At 70.9% G+C, this 24,887-nt stretch carries 23 protein-coding genes and 1 pseudogene; 8 read left to right on the top strand and 16 right to left on the bottom strand.

Features of this window, described 5'->3' with window-relative positions; genetic code table 11:
- Positions 1–58: 58 nt before the first annotated feature.
- Positions 59–1,207: pseudogene (locus AC1DX8_RS04200) on the bottom strand (alpha-hydroxy acid oxidase); the annotation flags it as partial.
- 149 nt (positions 1,208–1,356) lie between these two features.
- Between AC1DX8_RS04200 and AC1DX8_RS04195 the strand changes: the two are divergent.
- On the top strand, positions 1,357–3,078 hold the full coding sequence (locus tag AC1DX8_RS04195) for a PucR family transcriptional regulator (protein ID WP_477628652.1): 1,722 nt from the start codon (positions 1,357–1,359) through the stop codon (positions 3,076–3,078).
- 132 nt (positions 3,079–3,210) lie between these two features.
- Positions 3,211–4,041, top strand: coding sequence for an RNA polymerase sigma factor (locus AC1DX8_RS04190; RefSeq protein WP_477628651.1), 831 nt, complete (start codon positions 3,211–3,213; stop codon positions 4,039–4,041).
- 11 nt (positions 4,042–4,052) lie between these two features.
- On the opposite strand, the gene AC1DX8_RS04185 is transcribed toward AC1DX8_RS04190, so the two are convergent.
- From AC1DX8_RS04185 to mobA, 11 genes are all read right to left on the bottom strand, one after another.
- Entirely contained in the window at positions 4,053–4,661 is a 609-nt protein-coding gene (locus AC1DX8_RS04185; protein WP_477628650.1) for a bacterial proteasome activator family protein, read from the bottom strand.
- A gap of 10 nt (positions 4,662–4,671) precedes the next feature.
- On the bottom strand, positions 4,672–5,490 hold the full coding sequence (locus tag AC1DX8_RS04180; RefSeq protein WP_477628649.1) for an ABC transporter permease: 819 nt from the start codon (positions 5,488–5,490) through the stop codon (positions 4,672–4,674).
- Between the two features lie 7 nt (positions 5,491–5,497).
- The gene (locus AC1DX8_RS04175) at positions 5,498–6,310 is read right to left on the bottom strand and encodes an ABC transporter permease (protein ID WP_477628648.1); all 813 of its coding nucleotides are present in this window, start codon (positions 6,308–6,310) and stop codon (positions 5,498–5,500) included.
- 44 nt (positions 6,311–6,354) lie between these two features.
- The gene (locus tag AC1DX8_RS04170; RefSeq protein WP_477628647.1) at positions 6,355–7,563 is read right to left on the bottom strand and encodes an ABC transporter substrate-binding protein; all 1,209 of its coding nucleotides are present in this window, start codon (positions 7,561–7,563) and stop codon (positions 6,355–6,357) included.
- 17 nt (positions 7,564–7,580) lie between these two features.
- Positions 7,581–8,639 (bottom strand): ABC transporter ATP-binding protein, encoded by a 1,059-nt coding sequence (locus tag AC1DX8_RS04165; RefSeq protein ID WP_477628646.1) that lies wholly within the window; start codon positions 8,637–8,639, stop codon positions 7,581–7,583.
- Between the two features lie 102 nt (positions 8,640–8,741).
- On the bottom strand, positions 8,742–11,603 hold the full coding sequence (locus AC1DX8_RS04160) for an FtsX-like permease family protein (protein WP_477628645.1): 2,862 nt from the start codon (positions 11,601–11,603) through the stop codon (positions 8,742–8,744).
- A gap of 11 nt (positions 11,604–11,614) precedes the next feature.
- Complete coding sequence (locus tag AC1DX8_RS04155; protein ID WP_477628644.1) at positions 11,615–12,388, bottom strand: ABC transporter ATP-binding protein; 774 nt, start codon at positions 12,386–12,388, stop codon at positions 11,615–11,617.
- The gene (locus tag AC1DX8_RS04150; protein ID WP_477628643.1) at positions 12,385–13,056 is read right to left on the bottom strand and encodes a PadR family transcriptional regulator; all 672 of its coding nucleotides are present in this window, start codon (positions 13,054–13,056) and stop codon (positions 12,385–12,387) included. The genes AC1DX8_RS04155 and AC1DX8_RS04150 overlap by 4 nt, the downstream gene beginning before the upstream one ends.
- Positions 13,057–13,152: 96 nt before the next feature.
- Positions 13,153–13,515 (bottom strand): DUF1304 domain-containing protein, encoded by a 363-nt coding sequence (locus AC1DX8_RS04145; RefSeq protein ID WP_477628642.1) that lies wholly within the window; start codon positions 13,513–13,515, stop codon positions 13,153–13,155.
- Positions 13,516–13,596: 81 nt separating this feature from the next.
- The gene (locus AC1DX8_RS04140; protein ID WP_477628641.1) at positions 13,597–14,574 is read right to left on the bottom strand and encodes an NAD(P)H-quinone oxidoreductase; all 978 of its coding nucleotides are present in this window, start codon (positions 14,572–14,574) and stop codon (positions 13,597–13,599) included.
- On the bottom strand, positions 14,571–15,155 hold the full coding sequence (gene mobA / locus AC1DX8_RS04135) for a molybdenum cofactor guanylyltransferase (protein ID WP_477628640.1): 585 nt from the start codon (positions 15,153–15,155) through the stop codon (positions 14,571–14,573). The genes AC1DX8_RS04140 and mobA overlap by 4 nt, the downstream gene beginning before the upstream one ends.
- 78 nt (positions 15,156–15,233) lie before the next feature.
- On the opposite strand from mobA, the gene AC1DX8_RS04130 reads away from it, so the two are divergent.
- Complete coding sequence (locus AC1DX8_RS04130; protein ID WP_477628639.1) at positions 15,234–16,697, top strand: PhoX family protein; 1,464 nt, start codon at positions 15,234–15,236, stop codon at positions 16,695–16,697.
- Positions 16,698–16,727: 30 nt separating this feature from the next.
- On the opposite strand, the gene AC1DX8_RS04125 is transcribed toward AC1DX8_RS04130, so the two are convergent.
- Genes AC1DX8_RS04125 through AC1DX8_RS04110 form a run of 4 tightly spaced genes read right to left on the bottom strand, consistent with a single transcriptional unit; the run spans position 16,728 to position 20,678 of the window.
- On the bottom strand, positions 16,728–17,465 hold the full coding sequence (locus tag AC1DX8_RS04125) for a D-alanyl-D-alanine carboxypeptidase family protein (RefSeq protein ID WP_477628638.1): 738 nt from the start codon (positions 17,463–17,465) through the stop codon (positions 16,728–16,730).
- 54 nt (positions 17,466–17,519) lie between these two features.
- Entirely contained in the window at positions 17,520–18,281 is a 762-nt protein-coding gene (locus AC1DX8_RS04120) for an IclR family transcriptional regulator (protein ID WP_477628637.1), read from the bottom strand.
- Between the two features lie 46 nt (positions 18,282–18,327).
- Positions 18,328–18,999: a response regulator gene (locus AC1DX8_RS04115; protein WP_477628636.1), complete on the bottom strand. Its 672-nt coding sequence runs from the start codon at positions 18,997–18,999 to the stop codon at positions 18,328–18,330.
- Positions 18,996–20,678, bottom strand: a complete 1,683-nt coding sequence (locus AC1DX8_RS04110; RefSeq protein ID WP_477628635.1) for a sensor histidine kinase — start codon at positions 20,676–20,678, stop codon at positions 18,996–18,998. Before AC1DX8_RS04110 ends, AC1DX8_RS04115 begins: the two co-directional genes overlap by 4 nt.
- A 107-nt stretch (positions 20,679–20,785) precedes the next feature.
- Here AC1DX8_RS04110 and AC1DX8_RS04105 point away from each other — a divergent pair, with 107 nt between their 5' ends.
- Genes AC1DX8_RS04105 through rraA form a run of 5 tightly spaced genes read left to right on the top strand, consistent with a single transcriptional unit; the run spans position 20,786 to position 24,807 of the window.
- Positions 20,786–21,799, top strand: a complete 1,014-nt coding sequence (locus AC1DX8_RS04105; protein WP_477628634.1) for a Bug family tripartite tricarboxylate transporter substrate binding protein — start codon at positions 20,786–20,788, stop codon at positions 21,797–21,799.
- Complete coding sequence (locus AC1DX8_RS04100) at positions 21,796–22,311, top strand: tripartite tricarboxylate transporter TctB family protein (RefSeq protein WP_477628633.1); 516 nt, start codon at positions 21,796–21,798, stop codon at positions 22,309–22,311. Before AC1DX8_RS04105 ends, AC1DX8_RS04100 begins: the two co-directional genes overlap by 4 nt.
- Entirely contained in the window at positions 22,311–23,915 is a 1,605-nt protein-coding gene (locus tag AC1DX8_RS04095) for a tripartite tricarboxylate transporter permease (protein WP_477628632.1), read from the top strand. Before AC1DX8_RS04100 ends, AC1DX8_RS04095 begins: the two co-directional genes overlap by 1 nt.
- Positions 23,912–24,304, top strand: a complete 393-nt coding sequence (locus tag AC1DX8_RS04090) for a universal stress protein (RefSeq protein ID WP_477628631.1) — start codon at positions 23,912–23,914, stop codon at positions 24,302–24,304. Before AC1DX8_RS04095 ends, AC1DX8_RS04090 begins: the two co-directional genes overlap by 4 nt.
- Positions 24,305–24,309: 5 nt before the next feature.
- On the top strand, positions 24,310–24,807 hold the full coding sequence (rraA, locus tag AC1DX8_RS04085; protein ID WP_477628630.1) for a ribonuclease E activity regulator RraA: 498 nt from the start codon (positions 24,310–24,312) through the stop codon (positions 24,805–24,807).
- Positions 24,808–24,887 lie beyond the last annotated feature (80 nt).

The following is a 24,887-nucleotide window of genomic DNA, read 5'->3' as shown; positions in this document are numbered from 1 at the left end:
CGTGCTCGGTGGGGCCGCCGCGGTGCCTGAGCAGCTCGGGACCCCTCGCGCGGAGCTCGTCGATGGTCGTGACACCGAGCAGCGCCATGGTCCGGGTCATCTCCTCGCGGAAGAGGTGGAGCACGTGGGCGACACCCGCCTCCCCGGCCGCGGACAACCCGTAGAGGTACGGGCGGCCGATCGCGCAGGCGGTGGCACCCAACGCGATCGCCTTGACCACGTCGGAGCCTCGGCGGATGCCCCCATCGACGATGAGCTCGACCCGACCGGCGGTCGCCCGGACGATCTCGGGAAGGACGTCGAGGGGGGAGGCCATGTGGTCGAGCTGACGACCTCCGTGGTTGCTGACCTGGATCGCGTCGATGCCGAGGTCGGCGGCCCTGACGGCGTCGGCCGCGTTGACGCACCCCTTGAGGACCATCGGGCCTGCCCATCGCGCCCTGAGGTCGGCGATATCGGTCCAGTCAGTGGGCTCGTAGGGCCCGGCGAGCAGGCTGCGCCACATCGCCGGTGAGCTGGCCAGGGGTCCTTCGGGGGTGGTGGCCTCGAGGTTGGGGAAGGCGATCGCGTCGTGGGTCAGGAAGCCCAGGCTCCAGGCCGGGTGTAGCACACCCTCCACGATGGTGCGCGGCTTGATGGACGGCGGCGCCGTGAAGCCGTTGCGGTGGTCGCGCTCGCGGTGCCCGATGACGCGGCAGTCGACGTTGACGAGGAGTGCCTCGTACCCTGCCCGCGCGACGCGGTCCAGCAAGGCTTGCAGCTCGACCTTGTCTGCGGTGGGCTCGAGGTTGAACCACCGCCGCAGGCCCTGGCTCGCGGCGCCGACATGCTCCATGGGGGTCGTGCTGAGGTGCGCCAGACCGTAGGGGACCCCCGCATCGCGGGCGGCGCGGGCTGCCCCGATCTCGCCATCGGGGTGGAAGAGCCTGGTGCCGCCGGTCGGCGAGAGCACGAGTGGCATGGCGACGGGCCCGCCGAGGAGCTGCGAGCCGAGGTCGAGGTCGGCCACCGAGCCCCAGCGCGGGGTGAACGTCCAGTCGCCGTAGGACGCGCGGTTCCGTCGCAGCGAGACCTCGTCCTCGGCGCCACCTTCGAGGTAGTCGAAGACGCTCCGAGGCAACCGCCTGGCAGCCGCGCGTCGCAGGTCCTCGACGCTGAAGTACTTGCGGGACAGGCGTTCCGACGTGGTGGCGGCGGGTCCCTGCACCGTGACGAGTGCCCTGACATCGCTGAGTCGCACTGGTGCACCCGTCCTCGTCGATCGGAGATGTGCGTGAGATCGTGGCCCACTTCGACGGTGCGGACCATGGAGGAAAGGACAGAAGAGGGAAGGCGCTCTGGTGGTAACGTCCAAGGGTGGACCCGGCCAGCGGTGGTCAGTGGCACCCTGACGCACAGGTCGTCCGGTTGGCGGACTTCCTCGAGCTCACGCATGCCGAGCTGGTCCATGCCAACCCGACGACCGACAACCTCGAGCACCGGGTCTCCGACGTGCTCGTGCACGACCCGTTGGACGAGTGGACCGACGTCGAGGACCGGATCATCCTCGCGCTGGGTGTCTTGGCCGGCACGCCGGAGTTCGACCAGCTCCTGCAGCGGGCCGCCACCGACCGGGCAGCCGCCGTCGTCGTCAAGGCCCACGGTGCATCGGTCGAGCAGGTGCGCGCGGCGGGGGTCCACCACGGCCTCGCGGTGCTGATCGCGCCCGACTCGGCTGACTGGTCCCGCTTGGCGACCGTGGCTCGCGCCTCGGTGATGGGCGCTGCCGCCGACTCGGTCTCCGGCGCCCGGCTCGGCGACCTCTATGCATTCGCCAACTCCATCGCGTCGATCACGAACGCCGCGGCCAGCATCGTCGACCCCCGGGGTCGGATCGTCGGCTACTCCACCCTTCCGGGTCAGGAGATCGACGAGCTGCGCAGGGCGACCACCCTGGCCCTCGAGGAGTCCGTGCCCCCGGCGTTAGACGACGACTTCAAGGTCGTCTACTCCTCGCCCAAGGCGGTCCACATCCCCCTCGACGAAGGCGGCTCGGACCGGCTCGCCCTGGCGGTCCGCGCTGGAGGCGAGCTGTTGGGGTCGGTCTGGCTCATCGACCCGGGCGAGGAACGCCGGGCGGCAGCGCTCGAGGCGCTCGACCGGATCGCCCCGCTGATCGGCCTGCACATGCTCCACGCCCGGTCGGCGTCCGACTTCGGCGAACGCCGCAACGGTGACCTGGTGCGCACCCTCATGGAGGATCCCGCCCACGCGTCGTTCGCGGCGGCCCAGCTGGGGCTCGATCCCCGGGGCGGGCTCGCGGTCGCGGCGTTCGCCCTCGTCGGTCCGGAGTCGGGACGACTCGACCTGGCGCGCGAGACGCACCGGCTGCTCGACCTCGTCACGACGGTGTGCACCGTCTACGTCACCCGCAGCGCCACGGCACTCATCGAGTCGACCGTGTATGCCGTGCTGACCGGCTCGGGGGAGGGCGCGCGGGCCACCCATCGCCGCATCCTGCACGAGGTCGAGTCGCACTCCCACACGATCAGCTCCTTCCGGCTCGTCGCGGCGGTGGGCAGGACCGCAGCATCGGTCGACGGCCTGGCCGAGTCGAGGAACGAGGCGCTGAGCACGCTCACGTACCTCTGGCACGACTCGCCGACCCCGACCGGCCCCGGCGTGGCATCGGGCCGGGTGGCCTCGGACCGGGTGGCCTCGGACCGGGCCGGATCGGGGCCAGCGGTCGGGTCGGTCGCGTTGTTCGAGGACCACCGGATCCCCTTGAACCTCCTGAAGATCCACGAGTTCATCGCCCACCACGCACTGGGGGAGGGCGACGCGGTGGCCGTCATCACCGAGCACGACCGCACGCACCGGACGGACTACCTGCGGACCATCAGCGCCTTCACCGCGGCCAACGGCAACATCTCCGCCATGGCCGAGCTGCTCCACGTCCACAAGAACACCGTCCGCTATCGCCTGGCCCGGCTCCTCGAGGAGTTCCAGCTCGATCTCGAGGACCCCCATGTCCGGCTCTGGCTCGCGCTCCGGGTGACCTCCGCGGAGCTGGCCGACAGGGTCGACGGGGTCATCTGAGCGCAGTTCCGGCGCACCGCGACGCCTGCGCCATGGCCTGATTTGTCACGGAAGACCCGTGGGTCCTTGTCGGGGCGGACAGCCGTGGCGGACGAAATACGTGCGGATGTCCAAGGAACCACGGTGAGGGCGATGGCACTCTCTTCGGGCGCCGCTTCGACGGCTGCAGGCAGCAGGTGGCTCGACCACGCAGGGCTGCTGCCCATTCACCCCCGGCCCCGACCGGCCCGGCTCCCCCGGAGCCCGCCGAGTCGCGCCGCTCACCTGAGTACCCGGAGCCACCCAGCCATGCCCACCCATGCCCATCCCCATGCCCATCCCCATGCCCATCCCCAGACCCACCCCCGTGCCGCGGCCACCTCGCACCCACCGTCCCGGCACCACGGACCGTCCGACGCACCCTTGCTCGCCGGCGCGCGGCGAGGTGACGCCCAAGCCGTCGCCGAGCTGTACTCCCGTCACCACGCAGCGATGGTCAGGATGGCCCAGCGGCACGCCCACCGCGACTACTCCGCGCAGGACCTCGTCTCCGAAGCGTTCGCGAGGATGCTCCAGGCCCTGGCGAACGGCCACGGGCCGACCGACAACGTGCCCGGCTACCTCGCCGTCAGCGTCCGCAACCTCTCGGCCAGGCATGGTCGCCGCGTCGGCCACCGCCATGCGCCGGCGGTCGCCGACGACCAGGAGCTGCTCCAGGTGCCAGACCCGAGTCCGGGGGTGGACCACCGGGTCCTCACCGAGGAGACCCACCGCGACCTGCTCGACGCCCTCGGCGCGCTCCACCCCAGCTGGCGCCAGGTGCTCCTGCTCACCCACGTCGAAGAGCTCAGCGTCGCCGAGGCCTCACGCAGGCTCGGGATCACCCCGGCAGCCTTCAATGCGATGTCGTACCGCGCGCGTCGGGCGCTGCGCAGCGCCTACGTGGCCGGCCAGGAGCGTGCCCAGCCCGAGGCGGCCGGCTGACGCCGACGACCTCAGAGGTACTGACCCGTCGGCCCGCTCTCACCGGGCTCCGGGCGCAGCCCGGGAGGCCCGTCGGTCCCCGGTCCGCCGTCGGGCGCGTGGCCCGGGGGGAGTGCGCGGCGGATCTGCTGGAGCTGCTGCTGTGCCGCCATCTGCTGGGCGAACAACGCCGTCTGTATGCCGTGGAACAGGCCTTCCAGCCAGCCCACGAGCTGGGCCTGCGCGATGCGGAGCTCGGCATCGGTCGGCGCTTCGTTCTCGTTGAAGGGCAACGCGATCCGCTCGAGCTCGTCGATCAGCTCGGGTGCCAGTCCGTCTTCCAGCTCCTTGATCGAGCGCCGGTGGATCTCCGCCAGCCGGACCCGCCCGGCTTCGTCGAGGGGCGCGTTGCGCACCTCCTCGAGGAGCTGCTTGATCATCGAGCCGATGCGCATCACCTTGGCCGGCTGCTCGACGAGGTCGGCCGGGTTGGTCGGCCCGTTCTCGCTGTCCCGGTGCGGCGCGACGCCCATACCGTCTTGGGTCACGACGACGATGCGCTGCTGTCCGTCGTTCCCGCTGGCCGCCTGGTCCCCCTGGTTGCCCGGCATCTCGGGCCCGTCGCCGTGCTGGTCGCTCATGGTTCCGAGACTACAGCCGGGACTCAGCCGCCTCGGAGCCGCTCAGACGTTGCGCCAGCCAGACGGGAACGATCGAGACGAGGACGAGCACCACCGCAACCACGTTGACGACCGGCGCCTGGTTGGGGCGGAACAGGTTGTTGAAGATCCAGATCGGCAGAGTCGGAGTGCCCGGTCCAGCAGTGAAAGTCGTCACGACGATCTCGTCGAAGCTCAGGGCGAAGGCCAGCAGGGCGCCCGCCAGGAGAGCCGACCGCAGGAGGGGGAAGGTCACCAGCCGGAAGGTGGTCAACGGGCCCGCGCCGAGGTCAGACGACGCGGCCTCGAGCGACCCGCCGAGTCGTCGGAGCCTGGCTGTCACGTTGTTGAAGACGACGACGATGCAGAAGGTCGCATGGCCGACGATGATCGTGAACAACCCGGCGTTGATCCCGAAGACGGGATCGAGGACGTTCTGCACCACCGACTGCAGGGCGATGCCGGTGACGATGCCCGGAAGTGCGATGGGTAGCACCACCAGCAGTGAGACGGCATTGCGCCCGAAGAAGCTGTACCGCGTCAGCGCCAGGGCAAGCAGGCTTCCCAGCACCAACGCGATCGCCGTGGCGCCGAGCCCTGCCTCCACGGAGGTGCGCAGGGCATCCCGGGGTCCGCTCGCGTTCGCCGCCGTCGACCACCACTGGGTCGTGAAGCCGGGCGGCGGCCAGCCGAACGTCCGGTCRCTGTTGAACGAGTTCACCGCCACCACGGCGAGCGGGGCGTAGATGAAGAGGAGCACGAGCGCGGCGAACGCCCCGAAGGCGACCCGCGTCGGCAGTCCGCTGCGCATCAGCCCCTCACAGGTTGTCGAGGGCGCCGGTCCGACGCACGGCGACGAGGTAGGCGACCATGATGAGCACCGAGGTCGTGCCCAGCGCCGCAGCGAAGGGCAGGTCGAGGCTGATGTTCTGGAGCACCGCCGTGCCGAGCACCTGGAGCTTGCCGCCGACGATCTGCACGGCGATGTAGTCGCCCAAGCTCAGGCTGAAGGTGAACACCGTCCCGGCCGCGATCGACGGGCGCAGGGACGGCAGGATCACCCGACGGAAGGTGTCCCAGCCCCGCCCGCCGAGGTCGGCCGACGCCTCGAGGTGCGACTCCGGAAGCCGCTCGAAGCCGGCATAGACGGGAAGCACCATGTAGGGGAGCCAGAGGTAGGTGAGCGTCAGCACCACGGCCGCGAACCCGTAGCCGGGGGTCGCGCCGAAGGTGCTCTCGAGCACCCCGCCAGGCTGGACCATGGTGCGCCACGCGTACGCCTTCACGAGGTAGGAGGCCCACAGCGGGACCAGGACGGCGGCCACGAGCAGGCCGCGGATGCGTCGTGGCGCGAGCCGGGCCATGAAGTAGGCGAACGGGATCGCGATCACCACGCACAGCACGGTCACGAGCACGGCGATGAACAGCGTCCGGCCGATGATCCGCAGGTAGGTCGGCTGGACGATCTCGCGGAAGTTCTCGAGGCTGAGGGTGTGGACCACCTCGTTCGTGAACGAGTCGGTGGTGAAGAAGGCCGTCGCGAAGATGGCCGCAAGGGCGCCGAGGTAGGCCACGACGAGCCATACCAGCGGCGGCCCCAGCAGACCGGCAAGTGCCTTCCTCGAACCCATCAACCGTCCTGTCCCGGTGTGCCTCGGCCTCCTGTGCCTCTGGGTCAGCTGTTCCGGATCTCGGTCCAGGCCTTGGTCCACTCCGCATAGTCCGTGCACTTCACGTCGGTGCGACCGTCGAGGCACGCGGAGATCGGGGTGTTCCAGTAGTGCACCTTGGAGAAGTAGGCCTCGTCCTCGGCGTGGAACACGGTGCAGTGGTTCTTGTCGACGGTCTCGGCGCAGGCCTTCTTGTTGGCCGGCGCCTCACCGAAGTACTCGGCGACGGCCGCGTTGGCCTTCGGCGACACGATGTGGTCGATGAACTTGTAGGCGCAGGTCTTGTGCTGGGACTTGGCACCCACCATCCACGTGTCCGACCAGCCGGTGGAGCCCTCCTTCGGGAGGACGACCTCGACCGGTGCCTTCTCGCCCTGTGCGACGTTGGCGATGACCTGCCACGTGGTCCCGACCGTCGACGACCCGCTCTTGAAGGCCTGGATCTCCTTGAGGTAGTCCGACCAGTACTCGCCGACGTTCGCCTTCTGCTTCTTGAGCAGGTCGACGGCCGCGGCGAGCTGCGTCGAGTCCAGGGCGTAGGGATCCTTGATCTTGAGGTCCGGCTTGGTGGCCATGAGGTAGAGCGCGGCGTCGGCGATGTAGATGGGCGAGTCGTAGGCCGTGACCTTGCCCGCCTGCGACCCGGCTTGGTCGAAGACGGCCGACCAGCTGTCGGGCGCCGGCTTCACGAGGTCGGTGCGGTACATGAGCAGGTTGGCGCCCCGGCCGTGCGGGATGCCGTAGGCCTTGCCGGCCACGGAGTTCCACGGCTTCATCTTGAGGCTGTCGAAGATGTCGGCGTAGTTGGTGATGAGGCTCGTGTTCATCGGCTCGACGTCACCCGCGGCGATGAGTCGCAGTGTGGCGTCGCCCGAGGCCGACACCGTGTCGTACTGGCCGGTGCGCATGAGCTGCACCGCCTCGTCCGAGGTGCCGAACGTCTTCACGGTCACCTGACAGCCGGACTCCTTCTCGAAGTCGCTCACCCAGTCGACCTTGGGGTCGTTGCTGCCGTCCTCCACGTAGCCGGGCCAGGCGAGCACGCTCACCTTTCCCTCCGGCGTGCCGAGCTTCTCGAGCGCCTTGAGATCGGGCACCTTGAACCCTCCTGCCCCGGTGGTCGTGCCCGACCCGCCCGAGTCGCCACAGGCGGCGAGGGCGAGCGTGGCAACGGCCGCGAGGGCGGCGATGCGCAGTGGTGTCGTGCGACGCATGACGTGCTCCTTCTCCTTCAGCGGGACCCGTCGGCGGCTGCGGAGGCCGGAGACGACGGGACTGTGATGACGTGGGAGGGATCCCACTCGAGCTCTACCTCGGCGCCGCGCTGCAGCCCCGGGTCGCCAGATGTGTTCTGCTGCAAAGCGATCAGCCGCGGACCCGCGTCGAGATCGACGACGTAGCGGGTCACCGGCCCGGCATACACGATCTCCACGAGGCGGCCGGCAGCGCGGCGCTCGCCGTCCCCACGGACTGCGCCCTTGGCCCGTACCCCCAGCTTCTCGGGACGGATGCCGAAGGTCCCCTCGGCACCGACGAGCGCCACGGCGCCGGCACCGCTGAGGAGGTTCGAGGTGCCCACGAAGCCGGCCACGAACGAGGTGGCAGGCTGTTCGTAGATCTCGCGGGCCGTGCCCACCTGTTCGATCCGACCCCCGTTGAAGACGGCGATGCGGTCGGACAGCGTGAGCGCCTCCTCCTGGTCATGGGTCACGAAGAGGAACGTGATGCCCACATCGCGTTGGATGGCCTTGAGCTCCACCTGCATCTGCTCGCGCAGCTTGAGGTCGAGCGCGCCGAGCGGCTCGTCGAGCAGGAGCACGCGCGGGCGGTTGACGAGCGCGCGGGCGAGCGCGACGCGCTGRCGCTGCCCACCGGACAGCTGTCCGGGGCGGCGGCTTGCCAGGTCGCCGAGCCGGACCTGCTCGAGCGACTCCATGGCCCGCTGGCGACGAGCAGCCTTGGCGACCTTCTTGACCCGCAGGCCGTACTCCACGTTCTCGACGACGCTCATGTGCGGGAAGAGGGCATAGTCCTGGAACACCGTGTTGACGTCGCGGGCGTAAGGCGGTCGGGCCGTGACGTCCTCACCCCCGAGTTGCACCGTGCCTGACGTGGGGGCCTCGAAACCGGCGATCATCCGCAGGACGGTGGTCTTGCCCGAGCCCGACGGCCCGAGCATCGAGAAGAACTCCCCGTCGGCAATGGACAGGTCGATGTCGTCGACGGCCACGACCGGTGGCGCGCCGGCGAACTCCTTGCGAAGAGCAGTGAGGACGACCGCGGCCTGCATGTCCGGAGTCTAGGGATGAGTGGGGCGCTCGAGGCGGAGATTCGCCTCGTGCGCCCCGGTGGAACCGGCCCCCGGACCAGCCCACATCGGTGGAAATCCGTCCTAGTCGGCCCGGCGGGTCATGGCCGGGGCCCGGCGGATCGCCAGTGCAGACAGCAGCCCGGCCAGCACGGGCACCCCCAGTACCACCAGGAGCAGCGGTGTCCAGGGGATCGAGAGGTAAGGACCGGTCACGTGGTCGACCCCCGCGACGGGGTCGTACTGATTGCTCGTCGTCAGGGGGTACGTGATCGCGATGCCCGGCACGAGCCCGACGGCGATCCCGAGGACGGCTCCCACGAACCCGACCACCATGGCCTGAGCCGCCGCGAAGGCCCGGCGGGTGCGACGGGTCGCGCCGACGGCCGCGAGGGTGCCGGAGTCGGCCTGTTGCTCGGCCATCGACAGCGCGGTGGAGATGAGCGTGACGATGAGCAGGAGCAGCGCGGCGACCCCCATCATGATCCTCATGACGGTCTCGTCGTAGCGCTGGAAACCGCGCTCGACGTAGAGCCCACCCTCGTCGCCCACCAGCTCGTCGAGGGTCTTCTCGGTCGCCTCGTCGATGGCCCCGCCGTCAGGAGCGTGCAGCAGGATCATGGTCTGGAAGGTGGGCCAGCCCAGTCGGGTGGCCGTCTCCTGGGTCACGAAGGCGCCGGTCTGCGCAGGCATCGCACCGGTGGTGCGTTCGGTCGGCGGCACGGCGACCACGGGGAGCTCGGCGGTCGCGGTCGTCACGACGGAGGTCGGCGAGTAGGTGTTCTGGTCCATCACGAAGGTGCCGTGGGCGACCGCGAGGGTCGACGCCTTGGCGAGGGAGGGCACGCCGACGGCGACACCACCCCCCTCGACGACCCGGGCCTCGGCGCCGGTGAGGTGCAGGCGGCCCTTGATCTCGCTCGCTGGGAGCACGCCGATCTGGCCGCTCTCGTAGGCCAACGTCCCGAGGACGCTGCACCGACCGTCGGGACCACTGTGGTCGAGGGCGTTCTGCACGGTGCAGCCCTGGGGCACGGCCGCCACGAACGGTTGTGGCTTCGAGGGGGTGGCCGAGGAAGGACCGAACGGGTCCTCGGGGCCACGGACGACGAGGAGCGGGGTGGTGCGCACGGCGGTCCCGACCTTGCGCAGCGCCGCTCCGACCGAGAGCTGGGTCTCGGCGTCTCCCGTGAAGATGGTCCCCTCGCCGGGCAGGGCCTGGGGCTGGTAGGTCGCCATCTGCTGCTCGGTGTCGCTCGCGAGGCCGATGCTGAAGGCCGTGAGGGCCACGACGCCGGCAAGGATCGCGGCGACGGTCGGGGTGGACCGGCTGCGGTGCCTGGCCGCGTCACGGATCGCGATCCGCGGGGCCACGGGAAGCCGGGCGGCGAGCGCGCCGAACGCGACGAGGATCGCCGGCACGAGGAGCAGGGTGCCGAGCACCAGCCCGACCGCTCCGATCGCGACCCGGAAGTCGCCACCGGCCTGCACCCGCGCGGCGGAGAGCACGACCGCCCCGCCGATCACCGCGAGGAGCAGCCCGACGACAGGGAGCGCCTTGTTGAGCCGCGGCGACACGCTCTGCCCCCGCATCACGCCGATCACGTCCAGCCGACCGAGCCGCAGGGAGGGAAGGAGGGCCGCCGTCACCGCGCTGAGCACGGCGCACGGCACGAGGATCGCGAACGCTCCCCACGGGATGTCGAGCGCGATGGAGGCGAAGGACGACTCGGGGTGGGTGCTGACCCACCACCACAGACCAGCGCGCACGGCGAGGGTCCCGAGGACCACACCGCCGATCGCCGAGATGACACCGAGGAGTAGGGCCTGGGCCAACACCGTGCGCCGGAGTTGGCGGGTCTCCGCGCCGTTCGTGGCGGCGAGCGCGAGGGTGCGCCGCTGGCGCGTGGCGCTGACGGCGAAGGCCGGCCCGACGAGCAGCGTGGTGAGGATGAACAGCATCACCCCGCCGATGACGGCGATCATGCGGCCGGTGTCCTGGGTGAAGTTGTCCTGGGCTCGTAGCTCGGCGGGCAGGGCGCTGTCCGGGGGTGGGTCCTCGAGGACGGCGCGGCTGAAGACGGTCAGCCCGTACGTGTTGAGCCGTTGGACGTCCGCCCAGGTGACGGGGCCGCCACCCACCAGCACCCACGACCCCGCGGCGCCGATGCCGCTGGCGCCGGGCCCGGCGCCAGCGGGCAACGAGGGCACCACGAAGTCGGGCATGCCACCCCACTCGAGCAGCGCGGTCGCGGTGCCGACGACGCGCACCGCGCGCTCGGTGCCGCCGGCCGACAGGGTCACCGAACCGGACCGCGGCAGTCCTTTGCGCTCGCCCGCCGGGGTGATGACGATCTCGTCGGGCCCCGTCCCCCAGGCGCCGGAACGGAGTCGCGCCTTGTCGCCGAGGTCCGCCACCCGCGGGTCGGTGACAAGTCCGGACACGCGGACCCGGCGGTCGCCGACGACGAGCCGCATCTCCGTCTCGCCGACCCCGACCGCGGTGCCGCCCACCAGCCGCCCGATGGCGGTGGCCTGGTCGGTCGGCGAAGCGTCGGCCGCGAAGCCGGGGATGGTCGTCGCCGGGTTGTCGTCACTCCACCCCGTGCCCCCTTGGTTGGGATCCGGGGTCTGTTGGATCTTGCCGGCCTGGGGACCTTGGACGAGTGCCTCACCCGATCCCATCCGAGCGGTGGTGAGGTCTGACCCGTCGGCCTGTTCGGTGGCGCCCAGGGTCGCCGCGGCGGCCAGCAACCCGACGGGGATGGCCACCATGAGGAAGACGAGGACCGACCGGCCCTTGTGCCGGCGGAGGTCGCGCTTGGCCATGCGCAGGGCGATGCGCCAGGAGGCGCGCCACCGCGAGAGGCGCGAGCTCGTACCGTCGCCCACGGTCGAGTTCTCGGGCAGCCCGGTCGGCGCCTCGGGTGCCATGAGGGTCGTCATGGTCGGTCGCCTCAGGCAGTCGGCTCGAGGAGCGCCTCGGCCGACTCGACCGAGCCGGTGCTGTCGACCACGACACCGTCACGCAGGAAGACCACCCGGTCGGCCCAGGCCGCGTGGCGGGCCTCGTGGGTGACCAGGAGCCCTGCCGCGCCCGCGTCGCAGCGCTCACGCAGGACGCGGAGCACCCCCTCGCCGGTGTGCGAGTCGAGCGCGCCGGTGGGCTCGTCGGCCAGCACCAGTCGGCGGTCCCCGACCAGGGCGCGCGCGATGGCGACCCGCTGCTTCTGGCCTCCCGACATCTTGTCGGGGTAGCGGTCGGCCAGCTCCTGCACCCCGACCATCGTCAGCGCGTCGACGGCGCGGCGGCGGGCCCTGCTGACCCGCTGCCCGTCGAGCTCGAGCGGGAGTGCGACGTTCTCGACTGCGGTCAGCGAGGGGATGAGGTTGAAGTCCTGGAAGACGAACCCGACGCGTCGACGGCGGAGCCTGGCCAGGGCGTCGCCCTTGAGGGTCCCGATGCTCTGTCCTTCGATCAGCACCTGCCCACTGGTGGCGGCGTCGAGGCCGCCGGCGAGGTTGAGCAGGGTCGACTTGCCCGAGCCGCTCGGTCCCATGACGGCCACGAGCTCACCGGCTCGGACCTCGAGGCTGACCCCGGCCAGCGCCCGGACTGCCGTGCCGTCGGTGCCGTGCACCCGGGTGACGTTGTCCAGCCGGAGGATGACGTCACGGTCGCCCCGCCGGGTGCTGTCGTCGTCGGTGCTGTCATGGTCGGTGCCGTTCATCGTCGTGCCCCCTTGGTCGTGGTCGGATCGCCCGCGGTGGCCCCCATCGCAGGATCAGGTGTGGCGCTCGCGCCCGTCGTGCTCGTGCTCCCACCCGAGGTGGTGGTCGTCGCCCGGCGCGGGCGACTCGCCTCGCGGACCAGTCGGGCCTCGACGTGGTCGAGCCAGCGGACCTCGGCCTCGCTGGCGTAGATGAGGTTCTCCAGGACCAGCAACCACGCGAGGTCGACCTGGCCGGCGCCCTGGTCTGCCTCGTGGTGCGTGGTCGCCCGCTGCTTGAGGCGGGTCAGGTCCTGCAGGTGGCGCAGGGTCGCGGTGCGCTGGGTCTGGACCACCCGGTGCACGTCGACCCCGTCGACGGTGACGGCGAGTGCCAGCTTGATGACCAGCTCGTCCCGCGGCGTCGTCTCGCGGGTGACCGGGGAGACCCACCACCGGGCCACCTCGGCGTGGCCGGTGCGGGTCAGGCGGTAGGAGATACGGCCCTCGGCGTCCTCGCCGATGGCCTCCACGAGCCCGTCCCGCTCCAGCCTGGCCAACGTCGTGTAGACCTGCCCGACGTTCAGGGGCCAGGTCCCCCCGGTCCTGGCCTCGAACTCGGAACGCAACCGGGCGCCATACATCGGCTCCGTCGCCAGCAGGGCGAGCAGCCCTTGTTTGACCGACATACGGTGCCCCGATCCCCTTGTGATGTCCCCTACATACCCAGTATCACCACTGGTGAGGAGATGTATACCGAGTATGCAGCGGGCACGTCAAGGGGGTCAGTGGGCGAGCAGCACCGCGGCCAGGGCCAGGACGCCGGGCAGCGCCTGCACGACGAGGATCCGCCGGCTGGCCGTCGCGGCGCCGTAGAGCCCGGCGACGATGACACAGAGCAGGAAGAAGACCTGGAACCCGAAGCGCAGGTGCTCGGGCCCCACCAGCCCCCAGAGGAGACCCGCGGCGAGGAACCCGTTGTACAACCCCTGGTTGCCGGCCAGGGTCTTGGTCTGCTGGGCGAACTCGGGGGTCAGCCCGAACGCCGCCTGCCCCCGGGGGGTCGTCCACAGCACCATCTCCAGCACCACGATGTAGCCGTGGATGAGGGCGACCAGGGCGACGAGGACGGTGGCAACAGCGGTCATGGCCTCAGGGTGGCAGACACCGGTCGACCGGGCGCTCGACTCGCCGCGGGGCGCGGGCGGCTGGGCGTGCCCGACTGTGGCTCAGGTGGTGAGGAGGATCTTGCCGATGTGGCCGCTGGCCTCGAGCTCGCGATGCGCCTCGGCCGCGTCCGCGAGCGGGTGGCGGCCCTGGACGACCGGCACGACCCGCCCCGCCTCGACGAGCGGCCAGACGTGCTCCCGGACGGCCGCCACGATCGCGGCCTTCTCGTCGGCGGGTCGCGCCCGCAGGGAGGTGGCGACGACGGCCACGCGCTTGCGGAGCATCAGGCCCAGGTCGAGCTCGGCCTTCGCGCCTCCCTGCAGGCCGATGACGACGAGCCGGCCGTTGACGGCGAGGGCCTCGACGTTGCGGGCGAGGTACTTCGCGCCCATGTTGTCGAGGATGACGTCGACCCCCGCGCCGCCGGTGGCCGCCCGCACCTCCTCGACGAAGTCCTGCTCGCGGTAGTTGACGAGGATCTCGGCCCCCAGCTTCCGGCAGGCCTCGAGCTTGTCGGCCGAGCCAGCCGTCACCGCGACCCGGGCGCCCACCTCACGAGCGAGCTGGATGGCCATGGTGCCGATGCCCGACGAGCCACCGTGCACGAGGAAGGTCTGCCCCGGCAACAGGTTCGCGGTCATGAACACGTTGGACCACACCGTGCTCACGACCTCGGGGAGTGCGGCAGCGTCCTCGAGCGAGACTCCTGCGGGCACCGGCAGGAGCTGGCCGGCCGGGACGCACACCAGCTCGGCGTAGCCACCTCCCGACAGCAGCGCGCAGACCTCGTCGCCCACGGCCCACCCGTCCACCCCGTCGCCCAAAGCGTCCACGGTGCCGCTGACCTCGAGGCCCGGGTACTCCGGTGCGCCGGGCGGCGGCGGGTAGAACCCCATCCGCTGCATCACGTCGGCCCGGTTCACCCCCGCGGCGGCCACGCGGACCCGCACCTCGCCGGGTGCGGGCTGGGGGTCGGGGACGTCAGCCAGGACGAGCGCGGACGCGTCGCCGGGCTCCGGGATGGTGATCGCCTTCACGGGTCGAGCCTATGGCGCGCCCGTTCGAGGTCCTCGGCGGTGTCGACGTCCAGGGCGGCGTCGTCGCCCACCGACACGACGAGGGTGCGCAGCGGGTCGAGCAGCCGCATCAACGGGGTGCCGGCTGCGGGCTGGGGCACCGCGCCGCGCAGCGCAGCGGTCCGGTATGCCGCGAGCAGCGGTTGGAGGCGACCGTCGCCGTCGCGACCGATCACGGCGTCGAGGTCGGGGGAGCGCTCGAGGGTGGCCACGAGCGCGGGCGCCGGCCCCGCGGCATACGGCATGTCGCCCCCCAGCAGGACGACGAACGGGTCGTCGACCGCGGGCAGGGCCGCCGAGATCGCGGCCACCGGGCCGCCACCGGGCGGGTCCTCGCGGCACCACCGGACGGTTCGGTGCGTCGGTCGCGACTCACCCACGCAGACGACCGTCCACGCACCGGGCAGGCCGCCGAGGAGGTGGTCCAGGACCGTGTCGCCGCCGAGCAGCGCCCGGGTCTTGTCACCGCCGAACCGTCGACCGAAGCCGCCACAGAGGACGACGGCGGTGGCGGTTTCCGATGCGGTGTCGTCCGAGGTCACGGGCCCATTGTGGGGGTTCCGGGAGGGTGTGTGTCGGGTCTAGGTTGACGAGATTCGACCGCACTCGAAGGAGAACTGATGACGCTGGAAAGAAGGACCTTTCTGAAGGGGAGCGCAGCAGTGGCAGGCGGCGTGGCCATGGCCGGACCGTTTGCCGGACTGGTGGCAGGACCTGCCTCGGCGATCGGTGCAGCGCCGTTCCGCGGCCTGCGCGCGACGCCCGACCTGCGTGACGGCAAGGTGCGACTGCACCTGCCCGAGGGCTTCAGCTATCGCTCGTTCCACGACACCCAGTCGCAGCCACCGCCCCTCGTCGACGGCAAGCCCATGCCGGGCCGCCACGACGGCATGGGGGCGTTCGAAGGGCCGAACGGAGCCGTGACCCTGATCCGCAACCATGAGGTCTCCGGCGCCGGCACGCCCTTCGGCGCGGTGGGCTCGTGGACCTACGACACCGGCGCGCGTGGCGGCTGCGTCCACATCGACGTCACCGGCGAGGGTGAGGTGCTCGGTGAGCACACCGCCATCAACGGCACCGCGAACAACTGCTCGGGTGGCCAGATGCCGTGGGGTGCCTGGGTGACCTGTGAGGAGACGGTCAACGGGCCCGACGTCGGGCCCGACTTCACCGGAGCGTCCAATGCGGGGTTCACGAAGAGGCACGGTTACGTCTTCGAGGTCCCCGTGACGGGTCGCTCGGCTGCCAAGCCGCTCACCAGGGCGGGTCGGTTCTCCCACGAGGCGGTCTCGTTCGACCCGCGCGAGGGGAGGCTCTACCTCACCGAGGACAACTTCGCGTTCCCGTCGGGCTTCTACCGCTACACGCCGGGCACCAACCCGATGGAGAGCGGCCACCTCGACAACGACGGCACGCTGCAGATGCTGGCGGTCAAGGGGCAGCCGAACGCCCACCTCGAGGGACGCCAGGACAAGGGCGCGGTCTACGACGTCGAGTGGGTCGACATCGCCGACCCCGACCCGACCTTCACGCCGGGCCCCGGTGGGGCGCTCCCGAGCAACGACTCCGCCTTGGTGGCCGTCGGCGACCAGGGGCGGGCGCTGGGCGCTGCTGGCTTCTCCCGGCTCGAGGGCCAGATCTACGACGACGGCGTCGTGTACTTCACCTCGACGCAGGGCGGTGGCGACGCGGAGACCGGCCCGGAGCTCATCGCCGGGTACGGCAACGGGTTCGGCCAGGTGTGGGCCTACGACACCCGGTCGCAGAAGCTCCGGCTCGTCTACCAGTCGCCGGACAAGCAGACGTTCGACTTCCCGGACAACATCACCGTCAGCAACCGCGGCACCCTGGTGGTCTGTGAGGACAGCAACCAGGACAACTACATCCGCGGCCTGAACAAGGGCGGCCAGCTCTGGGACATCGCCCTCAACCGGGCGGCCAACGCCAACGGCACGCCACGGTTCGACGACGAGTTCGCCGGGTCGACGTTCAGCCCGGACAAGTCGACCCTGTTCGTCAACATCCAGGCCAGTGCCGGCCTGACCTTCGCCATCTGGGGGCCGTGGCACACGATCGGCGTCTGACCCGTGCCGCCGTCGGCCGGCCCGTCAGGGTCAGCCGGCGGCGGTGGGCAGCCGGGGCGGGCAGGTGGACGTGGCGAGGTACTCGAAGTGCCACCACTCGTTGTCATAGGTGCGACAGATGCCGTATGCCGCGCCGTGCGCCTGCAGCCACGCCTCGGCCGCCTGCGGGTGCACGTCGACGGCATACCCCTTCACGTGGGCCGACTTCTCCGGCGAGAGCACCCACTTGGCCGCCTCGGACCGCGATCCGTACTTCGCCACCGCGCGGTCGAAGAGGATCTGCTGCCACTGCTCGCTGCGCCACGCCGACCTGATCTCGGGCCCCAGTCCGGCCGCCCGGGCGTCGGCGAAGGCCCGCTCGAAGGCAGCGGCCGCAGGAGCCTGCATGTTGGTCGTGCCGGGGACGGCCGCCGAAAGGGCCAGGCTCCTGGTCGGGGCCGGGATGCGATCGGTCACGACGGGAGCAAAGCCCTTGCTGCTCTTGCCTTTTCCGCCCTGCTTCGGCTTCGAGGCCGTGGACGAGACCTTGGGAGTCGACGGCTTGCTGGCCTTCCCGGCCGAGGCCTTCGGCGAGGTGCCCGGCGAGGCGCCCGGGGAGGCCGGTCCGGAGGTCGGGTTTCGTGCGGAGGAAGTGGCTGGGTCGTCCCCGTGCCACGCGGCATACCCCGCCGTGCCGGCGGATGCGACGAGGAGGGCGGTCACGAGAAGGGTGCGGCGGAGGCGCTGTCGGCGTCGCCGACCTGCCGACACGTGCGTCGTCGTGCCCATGACCTCACCCCCTTCGCCGTGGTCCCGTCGATTCTGGCAGTCGGGGCGGCGATGTCAGTGGACCCCGCCGATCCGCGCGGACAGCGTGGCGGCAGCTCGCGACACCGCGGCGACGAGCCGGGCGCGCTCGGCCTCGTCGACCCCGTCGCGGGGGAAGGTCAGGGCGACCCCCGCGACAGGGTGGCCGGTGTGGTCGAGCACTGCCTGCGCCACCGAGGAGAGCCCGGCGCTGACGGAGTCGTCCTCGGTGGCGTAGCCGCGCGTGCGCACCGCGGTCAGCTCGCGGCGCAGCTCGGTGACCGACGTCGCCCCGTGGCCGTCGCGCTGGACGAGGGTGTCCTTGTGCGGGAACAGCGCCCGCAGCTGCGCAGCGGGCAGCCGCGCGAGCATGGCGAGGCCGCTGGCAGTGAGCGTCGCCGGGAGCCGGACCCCGACGTCCGTCACGAGCAACGGACGCCCGGGCGCGCGCTCCTCGATGACGTACAGCACGTCGCGTCCGTGGAGCACCGCGAGGTGGGCGTTGTGGGTGGTCTGGTCGACGAGCCGTCCGAGCAGCGGCCGGGCAATCCGCTGCAGGGGCGCCTGTCGCTGGTAGGCCGAGCCGAGCTCGAAGGCGGCGACGCCCAACCCGTAGCGTCGCTCCTCCTCCAGGTGGGTGACGAAGCCGGCGTCGCGCAGCACCGCGAGCAGGTGGTAGGTCGTCGAGCGGGGGAGCCCCAGCTCGCGCGCGATCGACCCGGCCGGCAGGGGCTCGGTGTGTCGGGCCAGCAGGGTGAGCAGGGTGAGGGCGTGCTTGGCGGCGGGTGCATTGGCCACGACCACAGTGTCTCAGGTGCGAGACCGACGAGGGCGTGCCGAGACCTCAACCGCCCCAGCGGTAGCGGCGTTCGGGTCGACCTGCGCTGCCGTAGCGGAGCGACACCTCGGCCTGACCGATGCTGCAGAAGTACTCGAGGTAGCGACGCGCACTGACCCGGCTGAGGCCGACCTGCTCTGCTGCTTCTGACGCCGACAGGCTTCCGGTCGCCTCCCGCAGGGCCGCCTCCACGAGCTGGGCCGTCTGGGGGCTCATCCCCTTGGGCAGCGCGGCCTGGCTCGCTCCACTGCTGCGCGACAGCACCCGGTCGATGTCCTCCTGGCCGCGCACCTGCGCCTGGGTGAGCGCGTCGCGTTGCGCGGCATACCGCTCCAACCGCTCGCGGAGGTCCTCGAAGCCGAACGGCTTGAGGACGTAGTCCACGACGCCCTGGCGCAACGCACCCCGCACGGCATCCGCCTCCTTGGCCGCGGTGATCACCATGACGTCGCACTGCCGCCCGGCGGCGCGCAGGTCGGTCAGCACGTCGAGGCCGAAGCGGTCGGGCAGATAGAGGTCGAGCAGCACCAGGTCCGGCTCCAACCGGGCTGCTGCCTCGACGGCGTCGGCGCCGGTGTGGCTCGTGCCGACGACCTCGAACCCCTCGACGCGGGACACGAAGCCCGTGTGCACGCGCGCCACCATGAAGTCGTCGTCGACGACCAGCACGCGGATCACCGGACCGCCTCGGCCACCGGCGCGACGCCCAGCCGGGCGACGAAGCTCGCACCACCCTCGGGTGTGCTGGCGAGCCGGACCTCGCCTCCCCTGCGCTGGCAGACCAGTCGGGTCAGCGCGAGCCCGATACCTCGCTCGCCCGCAGTGGCCGCCTTGGTGGTGAACCCGTGGGCGAACACCTCCTGGGCGACCTCCGGGGGCACGCCCGGACCGGAGTCCGAGACCGCGATCTCCACACTCGCGGCGTCCTGGCGGATCTCGACGCTGACCCACTGGCCGAGGGCGCCGCTGCTCGCGGCGTCGATGGCGTTGTCGACCAGGTTGCCGACGACGGTGGCCACGTCAGCTGAGTCCCCTGCGTCGAGGCGGTCCAGCGAGGTCGCGTCCGACACCCGGAGGTCGACCCTGCGTTCCGAGGCGAGCGACGCCTTGGCCATGATCAGCGCGGCGACGGCGGGATCGCGAATTCGACTGTTGACCAACAGGTCCAGCGACTGCCGGCGCTCGGTCACCGCGTCGACGTAGCGCACCACCTCGTCGTAGTCACCGAGCTGGATCAGGCCGCTGATGGTGTGCAGCTGGTTGGCGAACTCGTGGGTCTGCGCACGCAGCAGCTGGGTGGTGCTGCGGAACGACCCGAGCTCGCGCTCGAGGTTCGCCAGGGTGGTGCGGTCGCGCAAGGTGGTCACCGTGCCAAGGTGTCGACCGTCTCGCGTCACCCGCATCCGGTTCATCACCAGCACGCGCCCTCGTCGGATCACGACGTCGTCCCGAGGCGCGTCGCCGACGCCGTCCGGGCTGCTGCCGCCGTCAACGTCGCCCCGAGGGCCGTCGGCGTCGCTGGAACGCAGGCCGGTGAGGACGTCGAGGAGCCGGCCCTCGACCCGCAGGTCGCGCAGGCTCATCCCTGCGGCGTGCTCCGGCAGGTCGAGCAGGCGTCTCGCGACGTCGTTGACCAGGGTGATCCGGTCGTGCGGGTCGAGGGCGATCACGCCCTCGGCGATGCCGTAGAGCAGCGCCTCGCGGTGCTCGGCCAGACCGGTGATCTCGTGCGGTTCGAGGCCGAGCGTCTGCCGCTTGATCCGACGGGCGAGCAACCACGAGCCGGCCACACCCAGCGCCAGGGCGATGCCGAGGTAGGTCAGCAGGTACGAGGAGGCTCCGCGCAACCGCTCCCAGACCGATGGGAAGTCCTCGGCGACCATGACGGTGCCGAGGTGCTCGCCCACGTGGTTGTCCGTGATGCTCAGGACCGGCACCTGGCTCACGAGCTGGCGGTCGCCGTCCAGCGTGAGTGACCCCGACCAGCTGGCTCCCGCCCGCACCGCCGCGTCGCCCACCGGCAGCGGCTGGTCCTCCAGCGACGGGTCGGTGGAGACCCGCACCCGTTCGTCGGCGTCCGCGATGGTCACCGCCGTGATCTTCGACTGGGTGACGGTCTGCAATGCCAGGGTGGCCAAACCGGTGCGCTGCTCGGGGGCCGAGAGGTTGTCACGGACCAACGGGTTGGCGGCGACCTGCTCCGCCAGCGCCGAGACCCGGCGTCCTTCGACACGGCTGAAGGTGGCCTCGGACTGGGCCAACGACACTGCGCCGACGCCGACGAGGACCACGGTGATGATGGCCAGCTGGAGGAAGAGGAGCTGCCCAGCAAGGGTCCGGCGACGCAGTCCGCGCATGACCACTATGAACTCAACCTTCTCTGGTGACACAAGGGCGACGAATCGCCTGCTGGGCGAGCACGATCATCTCGCTCGACCCACTCAACGCGAAAGAGGCCTCAACGATGAGCGCTCGATTCACCGGTCTGGTTGCCGCGGCAGCCATGGCCTCAACCCTCCTGGTCGGCGCCTGCGGCGCCACCGCCGACAAGGGATCGGACGCCAGCAGCAGCGGCGCCGATGCCAAGCCCGCCACCGGACTGCAGATCATGGTCCCCAATGCACCGGGTGGAGGTTACGACACCACCGCCCGCACGGCCGCCAAGGTCCTGGAGGACGAGAAGATCACCGGCAGCATGCAGGTCTTCAACCTCCCCGGTGCCGGCGGCACCGTCGGTCTGCAGCGGGTGGTGAACGAGAAGGGCAACGGAAAGCTCGCCATGCAGATGGGGCTGGGAGTCGTCGGCGCGGCATACACGCAGAAGTCCAAGGCCACCCTCAACGACACCACCCCGATCGCCAAGCTGATCGAGGAGGCCGGCGCCATCGTCGTGCCCAAGGACTCGCCCTACAAGGACATCAACCAGCTCGTCGCGGCCTGGAAGGCGAACCCGAAGAAGCTGGCCGTCGGTGGCGGATCGTCCCCTGGTGGCCCTGACCACCTCCTGCCCATGCAGCTGGCCAAGGCCGTCGGCATCGACCCCAAGGACGTCAGCTACGTGACGTACGACGGTGGCGGCGAGCTGCTCCCGGCGCTGCTCGGCAACAAGATCGCCTTCGGTGCCAGCGGCTTTGGTGAGTTCCTCAGCCAGGTCGAGGCGGGTGACGTCCGGGTCCTCGCCGTCACGAGCGAGAAGCCGCTCGACGTCCTCAAGGACGTCCCGACGCTCAAGGACAAGGGGATCGACCTGGTCTTCACGAACTGGCGCGGCATCGTGGCCCCTCCCGGCATCTCGGACGCGGACAAGAAGGTCTGGGTCGATGCGCTCACGAAGATGCACGACTCCCAGGCCTGGAAGGACGAGGAGAAGAAGAAGGGCTGGACCGACGCCTTCGAGACCGGTGACGAGTTCGGCACGTTCCTCAAGGAGCAGGACACCTCGGTGGCCGAGATCCTGAAGCAGCTGGGCCTGGCATGAGCGAGCAGCACCCCGAGCCCCGTCCGGGGATCCGGGACCGCGCACAGTTCGGGCTGTGCGCGGGCCTGGCCCTCCTCGGCGCCTACGTCCTGTTCGACGCCAGCCGCATCGGCGACGTGTCGAGCAGCAACGACCCGGTCGGCCCCAAGCCCATGCCGATCCTGCTCGGGGTGCTGCTCATCGTGGTCGCACTCTTCTATGCCGTCGACGTCGCCCGCGGCGGCCACGGCGAGGCCGAGGAGGGTGAGGACATCGACCTCTCGACCAAGGTCGACTGGCGCACCATCGGGCTGCTCATCGCCGCGTTCGCGGTCAACGCCGTCCTCATCGAGCCACTCGGCTGGGTGATCAGCGGGGCACTGCTCTTCTGGGGCTCCGCCTTCGCGCTCGGGAACCGTCACCATGTCCGTGGCCTGGCGATCGGCGTTGCCCTGTCGCTCATCACGTTCTACGCCTTTGCAGTGGGACTCGGGGTCAACCTCCCGGCCGGCATCCTCCAGGGAATCCTCTGATGAACAACATCACCAGCCTGATCGGCGGTTTCCAGGACGTCCTGTCGCCGATGAACCTGCTCATCGCCCTCCTCGGAGTCACGGTCGGCACGGCCGTCGGCGTCCTGCCGGGCATCGGTCCGGCCATGACGGTCGCGCTCCTCCTGCCGATCACCTATGGCATGGAGCCCACGCAGGGCCTGATCCTGTTCGCCGGCATCTTCTACGGAGGCATGTACGGCGGGTCGACCACCTCGATCCTGCTCAACACCCCGGGCGAGTCGTCATCGGTGGTGACCGCCATCGAGGGCAACAAGATGGCCAAGGCCGGGCGGGCCGCGCAGGCGCTTGCGACGTCGGCCATCGGGTCGTTCATCGCCGGCACCCTCGGCACCCTCGGCATCGTCTTCCTGATGCCCCAGGTGGTGAAGTTCGCGATCAGCCTCGGGGCGCCGGAGTACCTCGCCATCATCCTGCTCACCTTCGTCGGCGTCACGGCGGTGCTGGGCGCCTCCCGGATCCGGGGGATCGCGGCCCTGCTGCTCGGCCTCACCATCGGCGTGGTCGGCATCGACTTCGTCACGGGGCAGCAGCGCCTCACCGGTGGCCTGCCGCAGCTGGCGGACGGCATCGACATCGTCGTCGTGGCGGTCGGCATCTTCGCCGTCGGCGAGGCCCTGTGGGTGGCTGCCCACCTGCGCCACAAGGCGGCCAGTGTGATCCCCGTCGGACGGCCGTGGATGGGTCGTGAGGACTGGCGGCGGTCCTGGAAACCGTGGCTGCGCGGGACCCTGCTCGGCTTCCCGTTCGGGGCGATGCCGGCGGGCGGTGCGGAGATCCCGACCCTGCTGTCCTACACGGCGGAGAAGAAGCTCACCAAGCATCCGGAGGAGTTCGGCCACGGCGCCATCGAAGGCGTCGCCGGTCCGGAGGCGGCCAACAACGCCTCGGCCGCCGGCACCCTCGTGCCGATGCTCGCCCTCGGTCTGCCGACCAACGCCACCGCGGCGATCATGCTCGCCGCCCTCCAGGGCTGGGGGATCGAGCCGGGACCGCTGCTGCTCACCAAGGAGCCGGCCCTCGTCTGGGCGCTCATCGCCAGCCTCTTCATCGGCAACACGATGCTGCTGGTCCTCAACCTGCCGCTCGCCCCCGCGTGGGCCAAGCTGCTCCAGATCCCCCGCCCCTACCTCTACGCGGGCATCCTCTTCTTCGCCTGCATGGGTGCGTATGCCGTGAACGCCCAGCCGTTCGACCTGTGGCTGCTGCTCGGGCTGGGTCTGCTGGGCTTCGCGATGCGCCGGTTCGGCCTGCCGGTCCTGCCGCTGATCGTCGGCGTCATCCTCGGGCCGCTCGTCGAGCGCAAGGGGCGTCAGTCCCTGCAGCTGACCGGCGGCGACATCTCCGGCCTGGTCGGTGGTCCGGTGGCGTGGTTCTGCTACGTCCTGATCGTCCTGGCCCTCGCGTGGCCGCTGATCAGCCTGGTCCGCGCCCGTCTCCGTGGCGGTGGTCCCGGTGGCCCCGGCGGGCCAGGTCGCGGCGACGGCCCTGACGGTGCGGGCCCCGACCCCATGGCGAACGCCAGGGCCGGCTACAGCTTCAACTCTCCAGGAGGTGTGGCATGACCGTGCTCGTGGGCTTCATCCCCAACCCGCTCGGCGAGGCAGCGCTCACGGCCGCCGTGAGCGAGGCCAGGCGACGGAGCGAGCCGCTGCTCGTGGTCAACATGTCGCGCGACGACGTCCTTGTCGACGCCCACCGTGCCGGAGCCGAGCAGCTCGAGCGCGTCCGTCGCGACCTCGCCGACCTGGACCTCGAGTTCGAGGTGCGCCAGATCGAGGAGGGCAGCGACGCGCCCGACGTCCTGCTCGACATCGCCGAGCGAGAAGGGGTCTCGGTCATCGTGATCGGGCTGCGGCACCGGACCCCGGTCGGCAAGCTCCTGCTGGGGTCGTCCGCCCAACGGATCCTGCTCGACGCCACCTGCCCCGTCCTCGCCGTGAAGACGGGTTGACCGGGATGGACCACGCGAGCGGTGCCCAGCCCGAGGCCACGGCGACCGCTGACCTCTACGACGAGCACGGCGAGGACCTGCAGTCCTGTTCCGTCCAGTTCCGGCACTACGGCGGCCGCACGAGCTTCGACGGCGTGATCAGCACGGTGCGCTGCCACCGCGACAACGCGTTGGTGAAGGCGGCTCTCGCCGAGCCGGGCGAGGGCAGGGTCCTGGTCGTCGACGGGGGAGCCTCGCTCGAGTCGGCCCTGATGGGCGACCTGATCGCCGCCTCGGCGGTGGAGCACGGCTGGGCGGGCGTGGTGATCCACGGTGCCGTGCGCGACGTGGCGGCGCTCCGCGAGCTGCCGCTCGGCGCGCTGGCCCTGGGGTCGAACCCACGCAAGAGCGCCAAGGACGGCGCGGGTGACCGTGACGTCACGGTCACGTTCGGCGGCGTCGACTTCATGCCCGGCCAGCACCTGTGGGCCGACGAGGACGGGATCCTGGCCACCCGCCCCTGAGCGGCGATGCGTCTCGCATCCGAGACGGTATGCCGCGTGCGCGAGGCGCGCCCGCGGCATACCTCCGCTGCAATGGAGGC

The organism is Pedococcus sp. P2_A3 (assembly GCF_056405035.1).
Note: the sequence above shows the minus strand (reverse complement) of the source record. Positions and strands in the feature narration are given on the sequence as shown.

Bases quoted from the DNA above. Each gene is read 5' to 3' on its own strand.
- AC1DX8_RS04190 (WP_477628651.1), top strand. From the start codon at position 3,211: ATGGCACTCTCTTCGGGCGCCGCTTCGACGGCTGCAGGCAGCAGGTGG.
- AC1DX8_RS04185 (WP_477628650.1), bottom strand. From the start codon at position 4,661: ATGAGCGACCAGCACGGCGACGGGCCCGAGATGCCGGGCAACCAGGGG.
- AC1DX8_RS04175 (WP_477628648.1), bottom strand. From the start codon at position 6,310: ATGGGTTCGAGGAAGGCACTTGCCGGTCTGCTGGGGCCGCCGCTGGTA.
- AC1DX8_RS04170 (WP_477628647.1), bottom strand. From the start codon at position 7,563: ATGCGTCGCACGACACCACTGCGCATCGCCGCCCTCGCGGCCGTTGCC.
- AC1DX8_RS04160 (WP_477628645.1), bottom strand. From the start codon at position 11,603: ATGACGACCCTCATGGCACCCGAGGCGCCGACCGGGCTGCCCGAGAAC.
- AC1DX8_RS04155 (WP_477628644.1), bottom strand. From the start codon at position 12,388: ATGAACGGCACCGACCATGACAGCACCGACGACGACAGCACCCGGCGG.
- AC1DX8_RS04150 (WP_477628643.1), bottom strand. From the start codon at position 13,056: ATGTCGGTCAAACAAGGGCTGCTCGCCCTGCTGGCGACGGAGCCGATG.
- AC1DX8_RS04145 (WP_477628642.1), bottom strand. From the start codon at position 13,515: ATGACCGCTGTTGCCACCGTCCTCGTCGCCCTGGTCGCCCTCATCCAC.
- AC1DX8_RS04130 (WP_477628639.1), top strand. From the start codon at position 15,234: ATGACGCTGGAAAGAAGGACCTTTCTGAAGGGGAGCGCAGCAGTGGCA.
- AC1DX8_RS04125 (WP_477628638.1), bottom strand. From the start codon at position 17,465: ATGGGCACGACGACGCACGTGTCGGCAGGTCGGCGACGCCGACAGCGC.
- AC1DX8_RS04110 (WP_477628635.1), bottom strand. From the start codon at position 20,678: ATGCGCGGACTGCGTCGCCGGACCCTTGCTGGGCAGCTCCTCTTCCTC.
- AC1DX8_RS04105 (WP_477628634.1), top strand. From the start codon at position 20,786: ATGAGCGCTCGATTCACCGGTCTGGTTGCCGCGGCAGCCATGGCCTCA.
- AC1DX8_RS04100 (WP_477628633.1), top strand. From the start codon at position 21,796: ATGAGCGAGCAGCACCCCGAGCCCCGTCCGGGGATCCGGGACCGCGCA.
- AC1DX8_RS04095 (WP_477628632.1), top strand. From the start codon at position 22,311: ATGAACAACATCACCAGCCTGATCGGCGGTTTCCAGGACGTCCTGTCG.
- AC1DX8_RS04090 (WP_477628631.1), top strand. From the start codon at position 23,912: ATGACCGTGCTCGTGGGCTTCATCCCCAACCCGCTCGGCGAGGCAGCG.
- rraA (WP_477628630.1), top strand. From the start codon at position 24,310: ATGGACCACGCGAGCGGTGCCCAGCCCGAGGCCACGGCGACCGCTGAC.